This is a genomic window from Psychroflexus lacisalsi, from assembly GCF_020164495.1.
Classification (GTDB): Bacteria; Bacteroidota; Bacteroidia; order Flavobacteriales; family Flavobacteriaceae; genus Psychroflexus; species Psychroflexus lacisalsi.
Map to the genome: position 1 here is coordinate 59,266 of NZ_JAIQYZ010000006.1, position 18,317 is coordinate 77,582.

The following is an 18,317-nucleotide window of genomic DNA, read 5'->3' on the forward strand; positions in this document are numbered from 1 at the left end:
ATTTAATTATATTTAGATTTAATAAACCATTTGTCGTTGAAAGAAAAACTCATAAACACACTTATAAAATTCTCTTGTATCAAGTTATTAGATGTAGTACCTCTTTCAAAATATTCAACTCCTATGTTGGCATTGGTAAAAACCCGACCAGCAGGTAATCCTAGACCAAATGATATGCCAAACTCATTTATATCTTCACCTCTATATTGCAAACCACTCTCTTCGTATCTTATTCCAGCTCTATAAACTATTCTTTTGAAGTAACTTACAGGATCGTTGTACCTTGGAATATAAAATCCACCGAATTTGAACGTGCTTGCTTCTTTTTGCACAACTTCAGAACCAAAATTGAAACCCAATTCAGAAAAATCACCGGCTGTGTAGTTTTCATACTCCAAACCAACAAACCATTTTCTGTCTTGACCAAGTCCTAAACCAAAAGCGTACATTTCTGGCAAGTCAATTTCCGTATCAACAGGATCTACATTAATTTGATTTACAACATTTTCTGCTCCATTCTGTCCTTGCTGAATGGTAGATAATTCTCTCCTTCTGCTTACGTCCAGAGAAGATTCAGTCTCATATCTAACCGACGATTTCAAGGTGATTTTATTGCTTAATTTAACATCGTAAAGAGCACCAATATCAAATGAAAATCCTTTTATATCAGTAAAGTTAATTTCTCTTGATGCAAACTGAACTTGATTTCTGAAAATTATAGCTTTATTCTCTATATCACCAAAGTTATAATTTGCTGTACCTCCAAGTCTTAAATTTTTAATAGGCTCAAAACCTACTGAGAAATAAACTGTATTTAGCCCTCCTCGACCTTCAAATCTAGAAATAGATGTTTGTGAGCTCTCTTCCAATTCGTAGCCTACAGCGCTTCTTGGCTTGACACCAAAGCCAACACCTAAATTATTGAAAGGCAATCCAATACTTATATAATCTAATGTGAAGTAATTTATGTCAGTTGATGTTGTATTGGTTTTCAGCTTAGTTGAATTAGCTGTGACACCAGCAGAAAAAGCTGTCAGTTGTAAATCTGAATATGCTGCAGGGTTTCTTAAGTTAAGGTGTATGCTATCACTAAAAGTGGCTAAACCACCCATTGATCTATTTTCCACCGTTCCTCTAAATGCTTTGGTTCCTAAACCTAGGAAAGAATAAGGTGATGAAGAACCCTCTTGCGCTGAAGTAGAAAATCCTGCAATAAGTAATATCGAGATAAAAAGAATAAATCTTGTGAACATTAATTTGAGTTGAGTTGTAGAATTTTATTTAATCCTTTCAATAGAAAATTAGAAGTGGCAAATATGCTATTTTTTATAGATGCTGACAACAAATAATAATCTCCGCCTGTTAAAACAACTGTTAAATCTTCATAATCAGTGAGATAATCTTCAATATAAGCATCTATTTCATAGCAAATTGATTTGTAAACTCCGATATGCATTGCTTCATGTGTAGATTTACCTATATAATGATCCGGCTGGGTTGTTTTTTTGAGTAATGGTAACTTTCCTGTAAAGGTATGCATAGCTCTGTATCTCATTCGCAAACCTGGAGAAATGGCTCCACCTTGATACACCGAATTTTTATCTATAAAGTCGTATGTGATGCATGATCCCGCATCAATAACCAAAACATTCTGTTTTGAAAATAGTTCTGCAGCTGCTGCAACAAGTGCTATTCTATCTAAACCTAGAGTCTCTGGAGTTTTATAATCATTAGTAAAATTCAAAATACTTTGATGTGAAAATTTCACAAGATGTAGGTTCTCAGATAACGTTTTATAAAGGTTTGCTGAAATTTCTGCAGTGGATGAAATAATACCTTTTGAAAGATTTGGATACGTCTGAAATATGTTTTGAAGGGATTCTCCTGCTTGTTCTGGGTCTATGGCAATTTTTTCTATCAATAAGCTTTCATCAAACACAGCAAATTTGATTTGGGTATTTCCTATATCGACGATTAAATTCATAGCTAAATTAAAGCCCAAAGATAAGGATAAGAATATTTCATGTTTTCTTTTGTTTAATTAAATAATGGTTTTATATTTGCACCCGCATTAAAATTGGTGCCTTAGCTCAGTTGGTAGAGCAATGGACTGAAAATCCATGTGTCCCTGGTTCGATTCCTGGAGGCACCACCTTTTAAACCTTAACTTTAATTAGTTGAGGTTTTTTTATTTTTAGTCTATGCATTTTCTTTATATCATTTACAGTCCTAAAACCAATAAATTTTATGTCGGTGAAACTAAAAATGTTGAGCAAAGGCTTGCCTTGCATAATCAGCACAGCTTTAAAAAAGCATTCACTACCAGTGCTAAGAACTGGGTCATTAAATTATCTTTTGAGTGCAAGTCCAGAGAAGAAGCTTTAGATCTGGAACAGTTTATTAAACGAATGAAAAGTAAAGTCTTTATCCAAAAAATCATCAAGGATCCTAATATTCTAAAAGATATTCTCAATAAAAAATAAGTCCCTGGTTCCCCCGAAGCGTCGGGGCTGGAGGCACCACCTTTTAAACCTTAACTTTAATTAGTTGAGGTTTTTTTATTTTTAGTCTATGCATTTTCTTTATATCATTTACAGTCCTAAAACCAATAAATTTTATGTCGGTGAAACTAAAAATGTTGAGCAAAGGCTTGCCTTGCATAATCAGCACAGCTTTAAAAAAGCATTCACTACCAGTGCTAAGAACTGGGTCATTAAATTATCTTTTGAGTGCAAGTCCAGAGAAGAAGCTTTAGATCTGGAACAGTTTATTAAACGAATGAAAAGTAAAGTCTTTATCCAAAAAATCATCAAGGATCCTAATATTCTAAAAGATATTCTCAATAAAAAATAAGTCCCTGGTTCCCCCGAAGCGTCGGGGCTGGAGGCACCACCTTTTAAACCTTAGCTTTAATTAGTTGAGGTTTTTTTATTTTTAGTCTATGCATTTTCTTTATATCATTTACAGTCCTAAAACCCATAAATTTTATGTCGGTGAAACTAAAAATGTTGATAAAAGACTGGAAGTGCATAATTCACATACATTCAATGGAGCGTTTACTAAAGGTGCAGAAAATATCAAAAAAGGGGCTTGCTTATAAGTATTTTAAAAATTCAAAAACCCCAGACAAATGTCTGGGGTTTTTGAATTAAATTAGGTATATAATAGAAATTATTACATCTCCTCGTAGCCCATATTATAAAAAGTAAATGCAAAAATATCTGCATATTCTTGAATAATTTTTGAGGTTGGTTTTCCAGCTCCATGTCCAGCATCCGTTTCAATGCGTATCAAAGTTGGGTTATCACCAGCTTGCTTACTTTGCAGCTCTGCAGCAAATTTAAAGCTATGCGCTGGGACAACTCTGTCGTCATGATCTCCGGTAGTCACCAAAGTCGCAGGATATTCAGTTCCCTCATTGATGTTGTGTAAAGGGGAATAACCTCTTAAATATTCAAACATTTCTGGATTATCCTCAGAAGTTCCATAATCGTAAGCCCATCCTGCACCAGAAGTAAAAGTATGGTAACGCAACATGTCCAAAACACCCACAGCTGGAAGTGCTACTTGCATCAAATCTGGTCTTTGCGTCATTGTAGCCCCAACCAAAAGTCCACCGTTAGAACCTCCGCGGATGGCTAGTTTATTAGAAGAAGTGTACTTTTCATCAATTAGATATTCTGCAGCAGCAATGAAATCGTCAAAAACATTTTGCTTTTTCATTTTGATCCCTGCATTATGCCACTCTTTACCGTATTCACCGCCTCCCCGTAAATTGGCAACAGCATAAATTCCTCCATTTTCTAGCCAAACTGTATTTGCCGTGCTAAATGATGGCGTCAATGAAATATTAAATCCTCCGTACCCATAAAGCATAGTTGGATGTGTACCATCCAATTCAATTCCTTTCTTATGGGTGATGATCATTGGAATTTTTGTTCCGTCTTTAGAAGTATAAAATATCTGCTTGCTTGTATAGGCTTCAGTATCAAAATCTATAGCAGGTTTTTGATAAACTTCATAAGTACCACTTTCAGGATTGTATTTATAAATCGTTCCTGGTGTCGTGTAATTAGTAAAAGAGAAATAAAGCTCTTCAGCCTCTTTCTTTCCTCCAAAGCCACCAACAGAACCTGCTCCAGGAAGTTCAACTTGACGTACTAGTTCTCCTGAATAGTCATATTGTTTAACTTGAGAAACTGCATCTACCATATATTCTGCAAAGAAATAGCCAGATCCTGTAGATGGTGACAATACGTTTTCAGTTTCAGGTATAAAATCTACCCAGTTTTCCGGTTGAGGTGAACTGGCATCGACGGTCACAATCTTTTTGTTGGGCGCCTCTTTATCTGTGACAATAAATAACTTGCTACCATCATTTTCTATGATATATACATCACTATCGTAAGTGTCTATAACGTCAACAAATTCAGAATTTGATTTGGTTAAATCTTTTATCATCAAACGGTTACCAGAAGTCGATTTAGAAGCAGAAACGATCAAGTAATGGCTGTCTTCGGTCACACTCCCAGAAACATATCTATGTTTTTGTTCTTCAGTTCCTCCATAAATAAGTAAATCTTCATCCTGAGAAGTTCCTAACTTATGGTAGTAAAGTTTATGTTGATCTGTTTTAGCTGATAATTCACTACCCTCAGGCTTGTCATAGCTAGAGTAGTAAAAACCGTCGTTGTCTTTCCATGAAATCCCGCTGAATTTCACATCCACAATAGTATCACCTTTTTGTTTCTTGGATTCCGCATCCAGGACAATAATCTTTCTCCAATCGCTTCCACCTTCAGAAATTGAGTAGGCCAAAAGCTCTCCATCTTCCGTGAAGCTCATACCAGCCATCGAAGTTGTTCCGTCTTCACTAAAAGTGTTGGGGTTCAAAAATTCTTCAGCCTCTTCAATACTTTCATCGTTTTTATATCGGTAATACACGGACTGATTCTGTAGACCATCATTTTTAGAAAAATAAGTATACTCTCCTCTTTTGAATGGAGCTCCAATTTTCTCATAATTCCAAACCTGAGTTAGACGTTCTTTTAACTTGTTGCGGTATGGAATATCCTCCAAGTAACCAAAAGTCAGATCATTTTGAGCTTCCACCCACTCTTCGGTCTCATCGCTGCGGTCATTTTCCAACCAACGATAAGGATCTTTTACTTCGGTGTCAAAATACGCATCTACCGTATCGACTTGTTTTGTTTCTGGATATGTCAAATTTGCTTGATTTTTTTCGCCTTCATTGCAGGATGCTAAAAGGCATACAGCTGCAAAAGGCATAAGTATTTGTTTCATTGGTTTTGATTTTAGACGTAAATATAACGAATCCTGTTCATTTCTTAATGGGATAGGGTTATTCTGAATTTGAAACTGCTAGCTTAATGCTTTTCGTATATCAAGATTTAAGGTGACGTCTTAAAATCAAAAACCGTCTTTCATAAAATTAGAAAGACGGTTTGTATATAAATAAATTTAAGCTTTTAAGCTTTAAATCGAGTCGTCATAAGATATTCTGCAATTTGCACTGCGTTGGTTGCCGCTCCTTTTCTTAAGTTATCGGAAACTATCCACAGGTTCAGCGCATTATCTCTGGTGAAATCTCGACGTATTCTTCCTATAAAAACATCGTTTTTTCCTTCAGCATAAATTGGCATTGGATACGTGTTGACTTCAGGGTTATCCTGAAGAGTGATTCCGTCAGTTTCACTTAGAATTTTCTTCACGTCAGAAACTTCAAATGCATTTTTGAATTCAATATTTACAGATTCAGAATGACCTCCAACCACTGGAATTCTAACAGCTGTAGCCGCCACTTTCACAGAATCGTCGGATAAGATTTTCTTGGTCTCATTAGTCAACTTCATCTCTTCCTTGGTATAATCGTTTTCCAAAAATACGTCGCAATGGGGGATGGCGTTTTTATGAATAGGATAAGGATAAGCCATTTCGCCACTCTTCCCTGCATATTCATTCTCCAACTGCTCAACAGCTTTAACGCCTGTTCCTGTAATCGACTGGTAAGTAGAAATAACAACTCTATCAATTTGATAAGCCTTATGTAATGGCTGTAAAGCCATCACCAATTGAATGGTAGAACAATTAGGATTAGCGATAATCAAATCTTCTGGTGTAAGTTCTGAAGCGTTGATTTCTGGTACAATCAATTTTTTGGTTGGATCCATTCTCCAGGCAGAAGAATTGTCAATCACCGTCGTTCCAACTTCAGCAAATTTTGGCGCCCATTCTTCAGAAGTATCTCCTCCTGCAGAAAATAAAGCGATTTCAGGTTTTCGTTTCACTGCGTCTGCAAGGCTTACAATTTCGTAAGACTTTCCCTTATAAGTGATCGTTTTCCCAACCGACTTCTCCGAAGCCACAGGAATTAGCTCTGTTAAAGGAAAATTACGCTCCTCAAGAATCTGGAGCATCACTTGGCCTACCATACCGGTAGCGCCGACAACAGCTACTTTCATTTGAATTTGATTTAAAAGTTATAAAGCGTCAAAAATATAGTTTTGTAAGCAAGCTTAGACTGATTTAGGAAATATTTATTGGCTATTTGAAATCCTACTAGGTTTAGAATTAGCTATTTCAAGCGGACTTAAGTACTTTTGCAAAAAATTAGAACATTGAATTATCTATCAGTTGAAGAAGTTTCAAAATCATTTGGCACACTCGAGCTATTTGAAAATTTATCATTTGGCATCAGCCAAGGTCAAAAAATAGCTCTCATTGCCAAAAATGGCACAGGGAAAACCACGTTACTAGACATTATATCTGGCAAAGAAGCACCAGATAGTGGACAAGTAGTTTACAGAAAAGGGGTGAGATTTGGTTTTTTACCTCAGGAACCAGATCTGGAACCGACTTTAAGTATTGAGGAAACTATCCTTTCTTCTGATAATGAAATTCTAGGAATCATCAATGCTTATGAAAAAGCACTTCAGAATCCAGATGATGCAGAAGCTTATCAGAAAGCTTTTGACCAAATGGAGGCCAAACAAGCTTGGGATTTTGAAACGACATACCGTCAAATTCTTTCAAAATTAAAACTCGACGACTTGTCGAAAAAAGTCAGAGACTTGTCTGGAGGGCAGAAGAAAAGACTGGCACTCGCCAATCTCTTACTTGGCAAACCCGACTTGTTAATTCTCGATGAGCCTACCAACCACTTGGATCTGGAAATGATCGAATGGCTTGAAGAATTTTTAAAAAGTGAAAATCTTACTTTATTTATGGTGACTCACGACAGGTATTTTCTAGATCGGGTTTGTAACCACATCATCGAGTTGGAGGACAAAACGCTTTACAATTACAAAGGAAATTATAGCTATTATGTAGAGAAAAGAGCTGAACGCATTGAAGTAGAACAAACGACAACCGCCAAAGCCAAACAGCTTTATAAAAAAGAGCTGGACTGGATGAGACGTCAGCCTAAAGCCAGGACAACGAAGTCTAAATCCAGAATTGAAAGTTTTGGTGACATAAAAGACAGAGCAAGCAAACGCCGTAACGATCATAAAGTTGAGCTGGAAATCAACATGGAACGATTGGGTTCCAAAGTTTTGGAAATGCATAAAGTGTCAAAAGGTTTTGAAGACAATTACCTCTTTCAAAATTTTGATTACATCTTCAAAAAGAATGAACGCATCGGTATTATTGGAAAAAACGGAACTGGAAAATCAACCTTTTTAAATGTCTTAACAGGCGGGTTGGAGCCAGACCAGGGAAAAGTAGTCCATGGTGAAACTTTGAAAATTGGCTATTACACACAAGGCGGAATTCAGGCAAAAGAAGGTCAAAAAGTAATCGAAGTGATCAAAGATTATGGTGATTATATTCCGTTGTCCAAAGGAAGGCAAATTTCAGCTTCGCAGTTATTAGAGAAGTTTTTATTCGACCGAAAAAAGCAATACGATTTTGTTGAAAAACTGAGCGGTGGGGAAAAAAAGCGTCTGTATTTATGTACAGTTTTGATACAAAATCCAAACTTCTTGATTCTCGATGAACCTACCAACGATCTCGATATCGTCACCTTGAATGTGCTGGAGAATTTCCTTCTGGATTTTCCTGGCTGCTTGATTGTTGTGAGTCACGACCGGTATTTTATGGATAAAATTGTAGATCACTTGTTTGTTTTTGGTGAAGGAAAAATCACCGATTTCCCTGGGAATTATTCAGATTACAGAGATTTGAAGGCCATGGAGCTCGAAGCTAAATATGAAGAAAGTAGCCAGACTACAACTTCGGCTTCAGTGAAACCCAAAACCACTTCAGATTCTAAAAGTGCATTGAGCTTTAATGAGCAAAAGCTGTATAAAAAACTTGAAAAAGAAATCAGTACGTTAGAGAAGAAAAAGGAAAAGATTGAAGCTGAATTTCTAAAAGATTTGAGTCCGGATGAAATCAAAGAAAAAACGATGACTCTTCAAGACATTCAGCAGGAATTGGAAGCCAAAACCGAACAGTGGTTTGAGTTGTCTATGAAGATGGAAGCTTAAGCGTTTTCTTCGCTTTGCTTCTCCTCTCTTTCTTTTTTACCGGCTTTTGAAATATAGTAAATCACAAAGCCCACAAGGCTGATAATGACGAGTCCAAAAATAGCGGTCATTATAAATGCGCCATTGCTCCAATTGACAAAAAGTGTTTGTAGAAACATATCCTTATATTTTATGCAATTTTACATCTAGATTGGATCAAAAAGAATGATTTTTGTCAGTTAAACTGATTTCTTATAAAAATGTGGTTTCAAGTTAAAGCGTATCTGAAGTTTTTATGGCACTCTAAAAATCAGCATGGAATTCATTCTCCATTTGTTTATAAATTGATTACTAAATGCTTCTATAATAAAAAGCATTTTGAAGCTTATGAGCTTTGGGATGAGGCTCATAAAGGTGCTTTAGAATCTGAAATAGTACTGAATGTCAAAGATTTTGGCGCAGGATCTAAAATCTTTAAAAGTAATTTAAGGCCTGTCTCCAAAATCGCCAAACACGTTTCAATTTCAAAAAAGCGAGCCAAACTAATGATTCGGTTGGTGGATTATTTAGGGGTTGAAAAAGCGTTAGAATTAGGAACTTCAATAGGTTTTGGAAGCATCAGCATTGCTGGGTCTGGCCAGGTAAATTTAAAAACAATTGAAGCGTGTTCAGCAACTTCAGATTATGCTAAAAATCAATTTGAAAAGTTGAAGCTCACGCAAATCACTAGTATCAATTTATCTTTTGCTGAAAGTCTAGCAAAATTAGGTTCAGAAGAAAAATTTGATCTCATTTTCATCGATGGGCATCACGATGGTAAAGCTACGCTTGAATATTTTGAAAGTTTACTGAAATATAAACACAACGATACTTTATTTATTTTTGATGACATCCACTGGTCGCCGTCCATGGAAATGTCCTGGAAACATATTAAAACGCATCCTGAAGTTCAGGTCACGATTGACACGTTTCAATGGGGGTTTGTATTTTTCAGAAAAGAACAGGTGAAACAGGATTTTATCATCCGCGTTTGATTTTTGAAACACCACAAACTCATTAATTTTAAAAAAATTAAGTCATGCTCGAGCAATTTTCAACAGACACCCAATTTATAATTGTTATTGCGATTATCGCAGTGCTTTTTCTTCTGGTTTTTTTTAATAACAAGCGTAACAAGCGAAAACGTTACGATCGAAAGAATAGAAATTTCAGAAGAAATTTCTATGAGAAAAAACAAAACAAAAAGGAAGATTAAAAACGGCTTTACGAAAGCTAAGAGGCTATCAATTTGAGTTTTTCTAGTATCTTTGCGCGCGATGAAAAAAGCTGATATTACAGAAAAAATTTCAAAAAATCCTGCAATTGGCGAGCTTAAGAAAGCTCTGGATTCTCAGGAAAATCAATCCATATTTCTAAAAGGTCTTGTAGGTTCTGCCGTGTCTTTTGTTCAGGCGGAAGCTTTTCTTTCTTCGGAACATCCGTTTCTTTTGATTTTTAACGATAAAGAAGAGGCGGCTTATCATCTTAACGACCTAGAACAGCTGGTGGATGAGAAAAACGTCTTGTTCTATCCAGGGAGTTACCGAAGACCTTATCAAATCGAAGAAACCGACAATGCCAATGTTTTGTTGCGATCTGAAGTGCTTAACCGCATCAACTCCAGAAAAAAACCTTCCATTATAGTTACGTATCCAGAAGCGCTTTTTGAAAAAGTAGTGACCAAAAAGGAACTGGATCGCACGATTTTAAAAATAAAATTGAACGACGAACTATCTATTGATTTCGTCAACGAAGTGCTTTTTGAATACAAATTCAAACGGGTAGATTTTGTCACTGAGCCCGGAGAGTTTTCGGTGAGAGGCGGAATAATCGATGTGTTTTCTTTCAGTAATGATGAGCCTTACCGGATTGAATTTTTCGGCGATGAAGTCGATAGCATTCGCGCTTTTGACGTGGAAACACAATTGTCGACTAAGCAAAAAAAGCGCATCGACATTATGCCTAATGTTGAAAAGAAGGAATTGGATGAGGTGCGAGAAACTTTTATCCAATACATCAGCAATTCTACAACTGTGTTCATCAAAAATATGGATGTGCTATCGCAAACCATAGATGATCTTTTTGCTAAAGCTGAAAAAGCTTTTTCTGAACTTTCTACAGACATCAAACACAGCAAGCCTGAGGAACTCTTCTGTAAAAGTGAACTTCTTAAAAAACAACTTCTGAATCTGAAAGTAGTTGAATTTGGAACTCAGGCATTTTTGAATCCTAAGCAAACTATTCTATATCCTACAAGCCCTCAACCGTCCTTCAATAAGAAATTCGATTTACTGATTGAAGACTTAAATTCTAAGCACGAAAAAGGTTACGAAAACTGCATTTTATGCACTAGCGATCAACAGGCGAAGCGCTTTAAGGATATTTTTGAAGATCAAAATCAGGAAGTGCATTACAAAACTTTAGTGCTTTCCATGCACCAGGGCTTTATTGATGAGGTCAATAAATTGGTGTGTTATACCGATCATCAGATTTTTGATCGCTACCATAAATTTCATTTGAAGAATGGTTACGCCAAAAAGCAAGCTATCACCTTAAAAGAGTTGACCAGCCTGGAGATTGGTGATTATGTGACTCATATTGATCATGGAATTGGCAAATTTGGTGGTCTTCAGAAAATTGATGTAGAAGGAAAAATGCAGGAAGCGGTGAAGTTGATTTATGGTGATCGCGATATTCTTTACCTCAGCATACATTCTTTACACAAGATTTCAAAGTTTAATGGTAAAGACGGCAAACCGCCACAAGTTTATAAACTGGGAAGCAAAGCCTGGAAAAGCCTTAAGAAAAAGACCAAAGCCAGAGTTAAGAAAGTCGCTTTTGATCTGATTAAACTCTACGCCAAACGCAGACTGGAAAAAGGCTATCAATACGGTCCAGATTCATATCTTCAACATGAGCTGGAAGCTTCCTTTATTTATGAGGACACGCCAGACCAAAGCACAGCCACTCAGGATGTAAAAAGTGACATGGAAAAAGAGCAACCCATGGATCGCTTAGTCTGTGGTGATGTAGGTTTTGGAAAAACTGAAGTTGCTATACGCGCAGCCTTCAAGGCAGTGGATAACGGAAAACAAGTTGCCGTTTTAGTGCCTACAACGATTTTAGCCTTCCAGCATCATAAAACCTTTTCGGAACGTTTGGAAGAATTTCCTGTGACTGTCGATTATCTCAATCGTTTCAGAACTGCAAAGGAGCGCCGAACGGTTCTGGAAGGACTTGAAAATGGAAATGTAGATATCGTTATTGGCACTCATCAATTGGTAAATAAGGCCGTGAAATTCAAAGATCTTGGTCTTCTCATTATTGATGAAGAGCAGAAGTTTGGTGTCACCGTAAAAGATAAATTGAAAACCATCAAAGCGAATGTGGACACCTTGACTTTAACGGCGACACCAATTCCACGGACATTGCAATTTAGCTTGATGGCAGCAAGAGATTTGTCTACTATTAAAACCCCTCCGCCTAACCGGTATCCTATTGAAACGCATGTAATTCGGTTTTCTGAAGAACAAATTCGGGATGCGGTGTCCTATGAAATTCAAAGAGGTGGGCAGGTCTTTTTTATTAATAATAGAATTCAAAATATTCAGGAGGTCGCAGGTTTGATCCAACGATTGGTGCCCGATGCCAAAATTGGCATAGGTCACGGTCAAATGGAAGGTAAAAAACTTGAAGATCTCATGTTGAAATTCATGAATAACGAGTTTGACGTTTTGGTATCCACCACCATTATAGAAAGCGGTTTGGACGTTACGAATGCGAACACAATTTTAATCAACGACGCTAATAACTTTGGCATGTCCGATCTTCACCAGATGCGTGGTCGTGTTGGGCGAAGCAACAAGAAAGCCTTTTGTTATCTCATCACACCACCTTTAACGATGATGACCGACGATGCAAGAAAACGATTAACGGCTTTGGAGCAATTTTCTGAATTAGGCAGCGGCATCAACATTGCCATGAAAGACTTAGAAATTCGTGGAGCCGGAGATTTATTGGGCGGAGAGCAAAGTGGATTTATATCTGATATCGGTTTTGATACGTATCAGAAGATTTTAAATGAAGCCATTCAGGAATTGAAGGAAAATGAATTCAAATCGGTTTACGAGGAAGAAAACGAGAAGGAAGACAAAGTGTTTGTAAAAGACGCTCAAATTGATACAGATTTTGAAATTTTATTTCCTGATGATTACATCAATAGCATCAAAGAACGCTTGAGTTTATACACTAAATTAAATAAAATTGAAGACGAAAAAGGGCTAAAAGATTTCGAAAAAGAATTGAGAGATCGTTTCGGGGATATCCCTAAAGAAGCCCGAGACCTCATCAATAGTGTGAGGTTGAAATGGATCGCAGCCAGTATTGGTTTGGAGAAATTAGTCTTGAAAAAAGATAAAATGATTGGCTACTTCTTGTCCAATCAAGACTCTGGTTTTTATAATTCCAAACGCTTTAGGGACGTACTTCAATACGTACAAATGCATCCAAGGCAATGCACCATGAAGGAAAAACAAACCCGAAATGGATTGAGACTTTTACTCACGTTTGATAACGTAAAAAGTATTGATAGGGCTTTGGACTTGTTGCAGCCGCTGGAGCATAAGGAAACAATAGAAGCGTCATAAAAGGCCTACCCTAACCCTAAATTAGGTAATAAGTAGTGGTCTTTAGGTGATAGGAAATAGTTCTTTCAAATTAATTGAAAAGCAACTATTTTACTCACGACTTTTAAATTTATACTGAATTATAATCCTAAAGCCTAGTCCCTAGGACCTAAACTCCTCTGAATTCACTTCTTTCAATAGACCCACCAAGCTTTCTCTCCAATGTGGAACTTTACATTTGAAAGCTTCTTCAACTTTTGACTTGTCTAAAACACTAAATTTTGGTCGTTTGGCTTTGGTGGGATAAGAAAATGTCGCCTTCAGATTAACGTCTTTTTCAAGTTGTTTTTCTTCCAAAATTAGTCTGGCAAAATCATACCATGTCGCTTCACCTTGGTTACTGTAATGATATAATCCAAAAGCCTTTGAGTTTTCTTTTATCAAATTCAGAATAAAAAGGGCTAAATCGTTGGCATTGGTTGGCGTGCCGATTTGTTCGGTGGTGATATTCAATTCCGCACCTTCATTAGCTTTTTTCAAAATAGTATTGAAGAAGTTGTGTCCAAATTCTGAATACAACCAACTTGTCCTAAAAATAAAAAAGTGGTCCATCGTTTCAGAAATCATGACTTCGCCCTGTAGCTTTGACCCTCCGTAAACATTGATGGGATTTGTTGTATCTGTTTCTATGTATGGACTTAGTTTATTCCCGTCAAACACATAGTCTGTAGAAATATGAACGAGTTTGGTATTGTGAGTTTTACAAGATTGAGATAATGTTTTGACAGCTTCAGAGTTAACTTGAAACGCAAGCTCTTTTTGATGTTCTGCCGCTTCCACGTTGGTATATGCAGCGCAATTGATACAAAAATCAGGCTGATGTCTATTGAAGTAATTACCTACTGACTCTACCGAAGTAATGTTTAGAGTCTGAGAAGATTCAAACAAAAATTCTAGTTCAGGAAACTTTTCAGAATGCTTTTGAAGACATTTCCCTAATTGACCGTTGGCTCCAGTGACTAATACTTTCATGAGTTTAAGTAAGCTTCTAAGGTTGGTAAATGCTCATCTTTTTCTGAAATGATTTGATCTTTCTTCGGAATTTGCCAATCGATAGCTAAGGTTTTATCGTTGAACAAAATTCCACTTTCTGAAGCTTTATCATAGTAATTATCGCACTTATAGACGAAAATAACTTCAGAAGAAAGGGTCGCAAATCCGTGGGCAAAACCCTTAGGCACGAATAATTGATGGTTGTTTTCACCGGTCAATGTATAACCAAATTGCTTTAGGTAGGTTTCAGAATCGGGTCTCATGTCTACTACAACATCTAAAACTTCACCTTGAGCTACTCGTATCAGTTTAGCCTGAGCGAACTCACCTGTTTGAAAATGAAGACCACGTATGGCTCCATATTGGGAAATCGACTGATTGTCCTGAACAAAATCAATCTCTAAGCCTGTATTTTTTTTGAAGGTTTTATAATTAAAACTTTCAAAAAAACTTCCACGTTTGTCTTTAAACACTTTGGGTTCAATAACAAAACAGTCTTTTAGCGGGGTTTGCTTAACAGTCATTTACTTTGGATTTATATTTTTGGCATAACCACTCTTTAAAAAGGGTTCCGTAATTTTACGTAATTGGTCTTTGGAGATAAACCCCATTTTGTAGGCAGTTTCTTCAATAGAACCAATTTTGAGACCTTGGCGTTCTTCAATCACCTCAACAAACTGAGAGGCTTGCATTAAAGAATTGAATGTTCCAGTATCCAGCCAGGCCGTCCCTTTATCTAAAATACTCACGCTCAATTTCCCACGTTGAAGGTAGGCGTTGTTCACATCAGTAATCTCAAGTTCCCCTCTATCACTGGGCTTTATGGATTTAGCAATATTAACCACCTCATTATCATAAAAATAAATCCCTGGCACCGCGTAATTTGACTTTGGTGTTTTCGGCTTTTCTTCAATGGAAATCACCTGACCACTTTCATCAAAATCTACCACACCGTAGCGTTCCGGATCATGCACGTGGTAGGCATAAATAATTCCTCCATCAGGGTTGGTATTATCTTGTAATAACTGATCTAAGCCTGTTCCGTAGAAAATATTATCGCCTAGAATTAAGGCGACTTTATCTTTTCCAATAAAGTCTTCTGCAATGATAAAAGCTTCAGCAAGTCCGTTAGGCTCAGCCTGAATAGCATATTCGAATTTACATCCTAGATTTGACCCATCCCCAAGAAGCTTTTCGAAAAGGGGTAAATCGTTGGGTGTTGAGATAATTAGAATCTCTTTTATACCTGCAGACATCAATGTGGACAAAGGATAATAAATCATCGGCTTGTCGTAGATTGGCATCAATTGTTTACTTACAGCAAGAGTTAGAGGATGTAGTCGAGTCCCGGAACCGCCGGCTAGAATAATTCCTTTCATAGTTACGAATTCTGAAGTTGGTTATATTTTGCAAGATACCATTTCACAGTTTTCTTAATGCCTGTTTCAAAGGTCTCATCAGCTTTCCATTTCAATTTTTTTTCAATTTTGGAGGCGTCAATCGCATAACGGAAATCGTGTCCTGGCCTGTCAGTTACATATTCTATTAGTTGATTATGAGGCGCATGCTCTGGTCTTAGACCGTCTAAAATTTCACAAATTTTAGTAGCGATATATATGTTTTGCCGTTCGTTTTTTCCACCAATATTATAAGTTTCGCCAAGCTCTCCAAAATGAAGGGCCAGATCTATTCCCTTACAATGGTCATCTACGTAAAGCCAGTCTCTCACATTCTTACCATCTCCGTAAATAGGAATGGGCTGTTTCTGAATTGCTTTTCGAATAATTGTTGGAATCAGCTTTTCATCATGCTGATGAGGTCCGTAATTGTTGGAACAATTAGTAGTCACAACAGGGAAACCATAGGTATGAAAATAACTTCTGGCTATCATATCTGATGATGCTTTAGACGCACTGTATGGACTATTTGGAGCATAAGGGGTATCCTCTGTAAATAAGCTTTCATCATCTTCCAAAGTACCATAAACCTCATCGGTTGACACATGCAAAAATCTTGAATTTTCAAATCCGTTTCTGAATTTAAAAGGCGATTCCATCCACAATGTGTAAGCTTGATGAAGCAAATTGAAAGTTCCGGTAATGTTCGTTTTGATGAAGGCGTCTGGATTGGTGATAGAATTATCGACGTGAGATTCTGCTGCAAAATGAATTACTTTTTCGAATTTATAGTTTTCAAATAATTCTTTCAGCATCGAAACATCACAAATATCACCCTCTACAAACGTATAATTTTCATAATCTGAAACTTCAATATTCTTTAAGTCTCCTGCGTAAGTCAATTTATCTAGATTGACGAAATGGTACTTTTTTTCAGGAACATAAAGATTTAAAAAGTTAGAGCCTATAAATCCAGCTCCTCCTGTAACTAAAATAGTTTTCATAGATTAGGATTTCAAATTCTGAACAGCATCGTTGAAAATCTGTTCTAAAATCTTTTCAGTAATTATATAAGTTGGTTTAACTCCAGCGGTTCCAAGTCCCCCAGAGGCTAATGTACTTCCAGTTTCTAACGGGTTATCACTGGCGTAATAAGCATATCTCAGTTTCACTTCTGGAGAAATATTGCCTCTTAGCTTGGCAGCTGCTTGTATCGCTTTTTGGTAGTGAGCTCCCTCCATTTCAAGACCTATAACATTCCAGGTAGAATCATGGAAAAACTTGAGTAAATCTCTATTCTGAAGTGAAGTTCCTAGCACTGTTACCATAGAACCATCAAACACTTGAAGACCTTGACCTTCAAAATCAGATTTCTTTAGATCGTTTGGAAATGGGTAATTATCAGCAGTCCCTTCAAATAAATGCGCATCTGGAATCATCAAGTCTCCTTTTCCACCTTGCAGGATTCCGGCTTTTCCCATGATGGAAATTGAATCAACATTCATGTATACTTGCTCTTCCTCGTCCTTATAGGGCTTCAATAACTCATCCATGGTTTCATAAGCTTGCTCTCCAAAAGCGTAATCCATCACAATAATCACAGGCGCATCTTTTTTCCCATTAAGACCTTTATAACCTTTATAATGGCTCAGTTTTGCAAGGTCAAAAATCTGGACATCTATGTTTGTACCACTTTTATCATCAAGAGAAATCATACCCTCCTGGAGTGCTTTTTTAGTGACGGTTTCTCTTAATTTATCATTTTTGGCATTGCTTAACTGCTCATAAATTTCAAAGCTGGATTTTTCCTTCAGCATATCTTCCAATGCTAAAGGAGAATACAATGTATTCATAACACTATGCATGTTGGCACTAATGATATGAAGTTTTCGATTCAATAACCCATGTTTATGCAAGGTTTTTTTTATGGTATTGGCCCAGACTTCACCATGAATGTGATGTCCTAAACGCTCTCGCACAATTGGACTAAAAGTGATAACGCGTTTATCGCCATGAATAACTTCGCGAATGGCGAGTTTACCTAAGCTATGGATCAGGTGTAAAAATTTATGAGGGTTCTCTGTTGTTGCAAATCGATCATATACTTGATTGATTTCAGCAAATGTTCTGCCTAAAATATTTGCCGTATGCGTAATAGCGATTTCTTTTTCTTTTTGGGCCAAATCTCCAACTTTTGAAACTGCTGCAGATAATTTTTCCCAGTCTCTGGAAGTGTGGCCTACCTCATTGATCACTACATTCTGCATGATTTTATGAGATTCAATAAACATAAACGTGAGATGAGTTAAGATATCATAGATTTCTGAACGACCACGTGTGATTTCAATGTTCATTTGCTCTTCATCTATTCTATAGCAGTTCCTTCTTCGCTTTGGAGGGATAATAGGTTTAAAGTGCGAATTGGAATAGCCTTCATCACTGGTGAGGTTGATAAAACTACACTCTTCAATGCCTTCCGGGAGCCTTTCTATAATGTATTGAAGTCCGCTCAGTTCTACTTTGGATTCTCCAATGCTCCCATAAATTTCTGGTCTAAGCGTCAGTAATGCTTCGCGTAAAGTTTCACCAGAAACTCCCATAGGCTTATAAAATCCGCGTATAAAAAGATGTCTCATAGTAATGTACATACGCTCTATGGCGTTTGTACTTTCTTGAGCTCTATTTCGTCCAATATTTAATAGTTCTGTCATATA

Annotated in this window: 17 protein-coding genes and 1 tRNA gene; 8 read left to right on the plus strand and 10 right to left on the minus strand. The window is 36.8% G+C overall.

Features of this window, described 5'->3' with window-relative positions:
- Positions 1 to 2: 2 nt before the first annotated feature.
- Both LB449_RS12705 and LB449_RS12710 read right to left on the minus strand, forming a co-directional pair.
- A complete protein-coding gene (locus tag LB449_RS12705) occupies positions 3 to 1,253 on the minus strand; it encodes a lipid outer membrane transport protein FadL-like protein (RefSeq protein WP_224455499.1) in 1,251 nt (416 codons plus the stop codon).
- Complete coding sequence (locus LB449_RS12710; protein ID WP_224455500.1) at positions 1,253 to 1,984, minus strand: type III pantothenate kinase; 732 nt, start codon at positions 1,982 to 1,984, stop codon at positions 1,253 to 1,255. Before LB449_RS12710 ends, LB449_RS12705 begins: the two co-directional genes overlap by 1 nt.
- Positions 1,985 to 2,079: 95 nt before the next feature.
- Here LB449_RS12710 and LB449_RS12715 point away from each other — a divergent pair.
- The 4 genes from LB449_RS12715 (at position 2,080) to LB449_RS12730 (ending at position 3,100) form a co-directional block, all read left to right on the plus strand.
- Positions 2,080 to 2,152: transfer RNA gene (locus tag LB449_RS12715), tRNA-Phe, on the plus strand.
- A gap of 49 nt (positions 2,153 to 2,201) precedes the next feature.
- Positions 2,202 to 2,483, plus strand: a complete 282-nt coding sequence (locus LB449_RS12720) for a GIY-YIG nuclease family protein (protein WP_224455501.1) — start codon at positions 2,202 to 2,204, stop codon at positions 2,481 to 2,483.
- Between the two features lie 88 nt (positions 2,484 to 2,571).
- Positions 2,572 to 2,853 (plus strand): GIY-YIG nuclease family protein, encoded by a 282-nt coding sequence (locus LB449_RS12725; protein ID WP_224455501.1) that lies wholly within the window; start codon positions 2,572 to 2,574, stop codon positions 2,851 to 2,853.
- Between the two features lie 88 nt (positions 2,854 to 2,941).
- Entirely contained in the window at positions 2,942 to 3,100 is a 159-nt protein-coding gene (locus LB449_RS12730; protein ID WP_224455502.1) for a GIY-YIG nuclease family protein, read from the plus strand.
- A gap of 74 nt (positions 3,101 to 3,174) precedes the next feature.
- Here LB449_RS12730 and LB449_RS12735 read toward each other — a convergent pair whose 3' ends face one another.
- Positions 3,175 to 5,304, minus strand: coding sequence for a prolyl oligopeptidase family serine peptidase (locus tag LB449_RS12735; protein WP_224455503.1), 2,130 nt, complete (start codon positions 5,302 to 5,304; stop codon positions 3,175 to 3,177).
- 185 nt (positions 5,305 to 5,489) lie between these two features.
- On the minus strand, positions 5,490 to 6,482 hold the full coding sequence (locus LB449_RS12740) for an aspartate-semialdehyde dehydrogenase (protein WP_224455504.1): 993 nt from the start codon (positions 6,480 to 6,482) through the stop codon (positions 5,490 to 5,492).
- Positions 6,483 to 6,638: 156 nt separating this feature from the next.
- Between LB449_RS12740 and LB449_RS12745 the strand changes: the two genes are divergently transcribed.
- Positions 6,639 to 8,510: an ABC-F family ATP-binding cassette domain-containing protein gene (locus LB449_RS12745; RefSeq protein WP_224455505.1), complete on the plus strand. Its 1,872-nt coding sequence runs from the start codon at positions 6,639 to 6,641 to the stop codon at positions 8,508 to 8,510.
- Here LB449_RS12745 and LB449_RS12750 read toward each other — a convergent pair.
- A complete protein-coding gene (locus LB449_RS12750) occupies positions 8,507 to 8,668 on the minus strand; it encodes a FeoB-associated Cys-rich membrane protein (protein WP_224455506.1) in 162 nt (53 codons plus the stop codon). The two genes, LB449_RS12745 and LB449_RS12750, sit on opposite strands and share 4 nt — an antisense overlap.
- 81 nt (positions 8,669 to 8,749) lie before the next feature.
- Here LB449_RS12750 and LB449_RS12755 point away from each other — a divergent pair, with 81 nt between their 5' ends.
- From LB449_RS12755 to mfd, 3 genes are all read left to right on the plus strand, one after another.
- Positions 8,750 to 9,523, plus strand: coding sequence for an O-methyltransferase (locus LB449_RS12755; protein WP_224455507.1), 774 nt, complete (start codon positions 8,750 to 8,752; stop codon positions 9,521 to 9,523).
- Positions 9,524 to 9,567: 44 nt separating this feature from the next.
- Positions 9,568 to 9,744 carry a hypothetical protein gene (locus LB449_RS12760; protein ID WP_224455508.1) on the plus strand — a complete coding sequence of 59 codons (177 nt, stop codon included), beginning with the start codon at positions 9,568 to 9,570 and terminating at the stop codon, positions 9,742 to 9,744.
- Positions 9,745 to 9,805: 61 nt separating this feature from the next.
- A complete protein-coding gene (mfd, locus tag LB449_RS12765; RefSeq protein WP_224455509.1) occupies positions 9,806 to 13,174 on the plus strand; it encodes a transcription-repair coupling factor in 3,369 nt (1,122 codons plus the stop codon).
- A 141-nt stretch (positions 13,175 to 13,315) separates the two neighbouring features.
- Here mfd and rfbD read toward each other — a convergent pair whose 3' ends face one another.
- Genes rfbD through LB449_RS12790 form a run of 5 tightly spaced genes read right to left on the minus strand, consistent with a single transcriptional unit; the run spans position 13,316 to position 18,314 of the window.
- Positions 13,316 to 14,185 (minus strand): dTDP-4-dehydrorhamnose reductase, encoded by an 870-nt coding sequence (rfbD, locus tag LB449_RS12770; RefSeq protein ID WP_224455510.1) that lies wholly within the window; start codon positions 14,183 to 14,185, stop codon positions 13,316 to 13,318.
- On the minus strand, positions 14,182 to 14,730 hold the full coding sequence (gene rfbC, locus LB449_RS12775) for a dTDP-4-dehydrorhamnose 3,5-epimerase (RefSeq protein WP_224455511.1): 549 nt from the start codon (positions 14,728 to 14,730) through the stop codon (positions 14,182 to 14,184). Before rfbC ends, rfbD begins: the two co-directional genes overlap by 4 nt.
- Entirely contained in the window at positions 14,731 to 15,585 is an 855-nt protein-coding gene (gene rfbA / locus LB449_RS12780; protein ID WP_224455512.1) for a glucose-1-phosphate thymidylyltransferase RfbA, read from the minus strand. It abuts the gene before it with no gap.
- A gap of 2 nt (positions 15,586 to 15,587) precedes the next feature.
- The gene (gene rfbB / locus LB449_RS12785; protein ID WP_224455513.1) at positions 15,588 to 16,607 is read right to left on the minus strand and encodes a dTDP-glucose 4,6-dehydratase; all 1,020 of its coding nucleotides are present in this window, start codon (positions 16,605 to 16,607) and stop codon (positions 15,588 to 15,590) included.
- A gap of 3 nt (positions 16,608 to 16,610) precedes the next feature.
- Positions 16,611 to 18,314: a DUF6909 family protein gene (locus LB449_RS12790; RefSeq protein ID WP_224455514.1), complete on the minus strand. Its 1,704-nt coding sequence runs from the start codon at positions 18,312 to 18,314 to the stop codon at positions 16,611 to 16,613.
- Between the last annotated feature and the right edge of the window lie 3 nt (positions 18,315 to 18,317).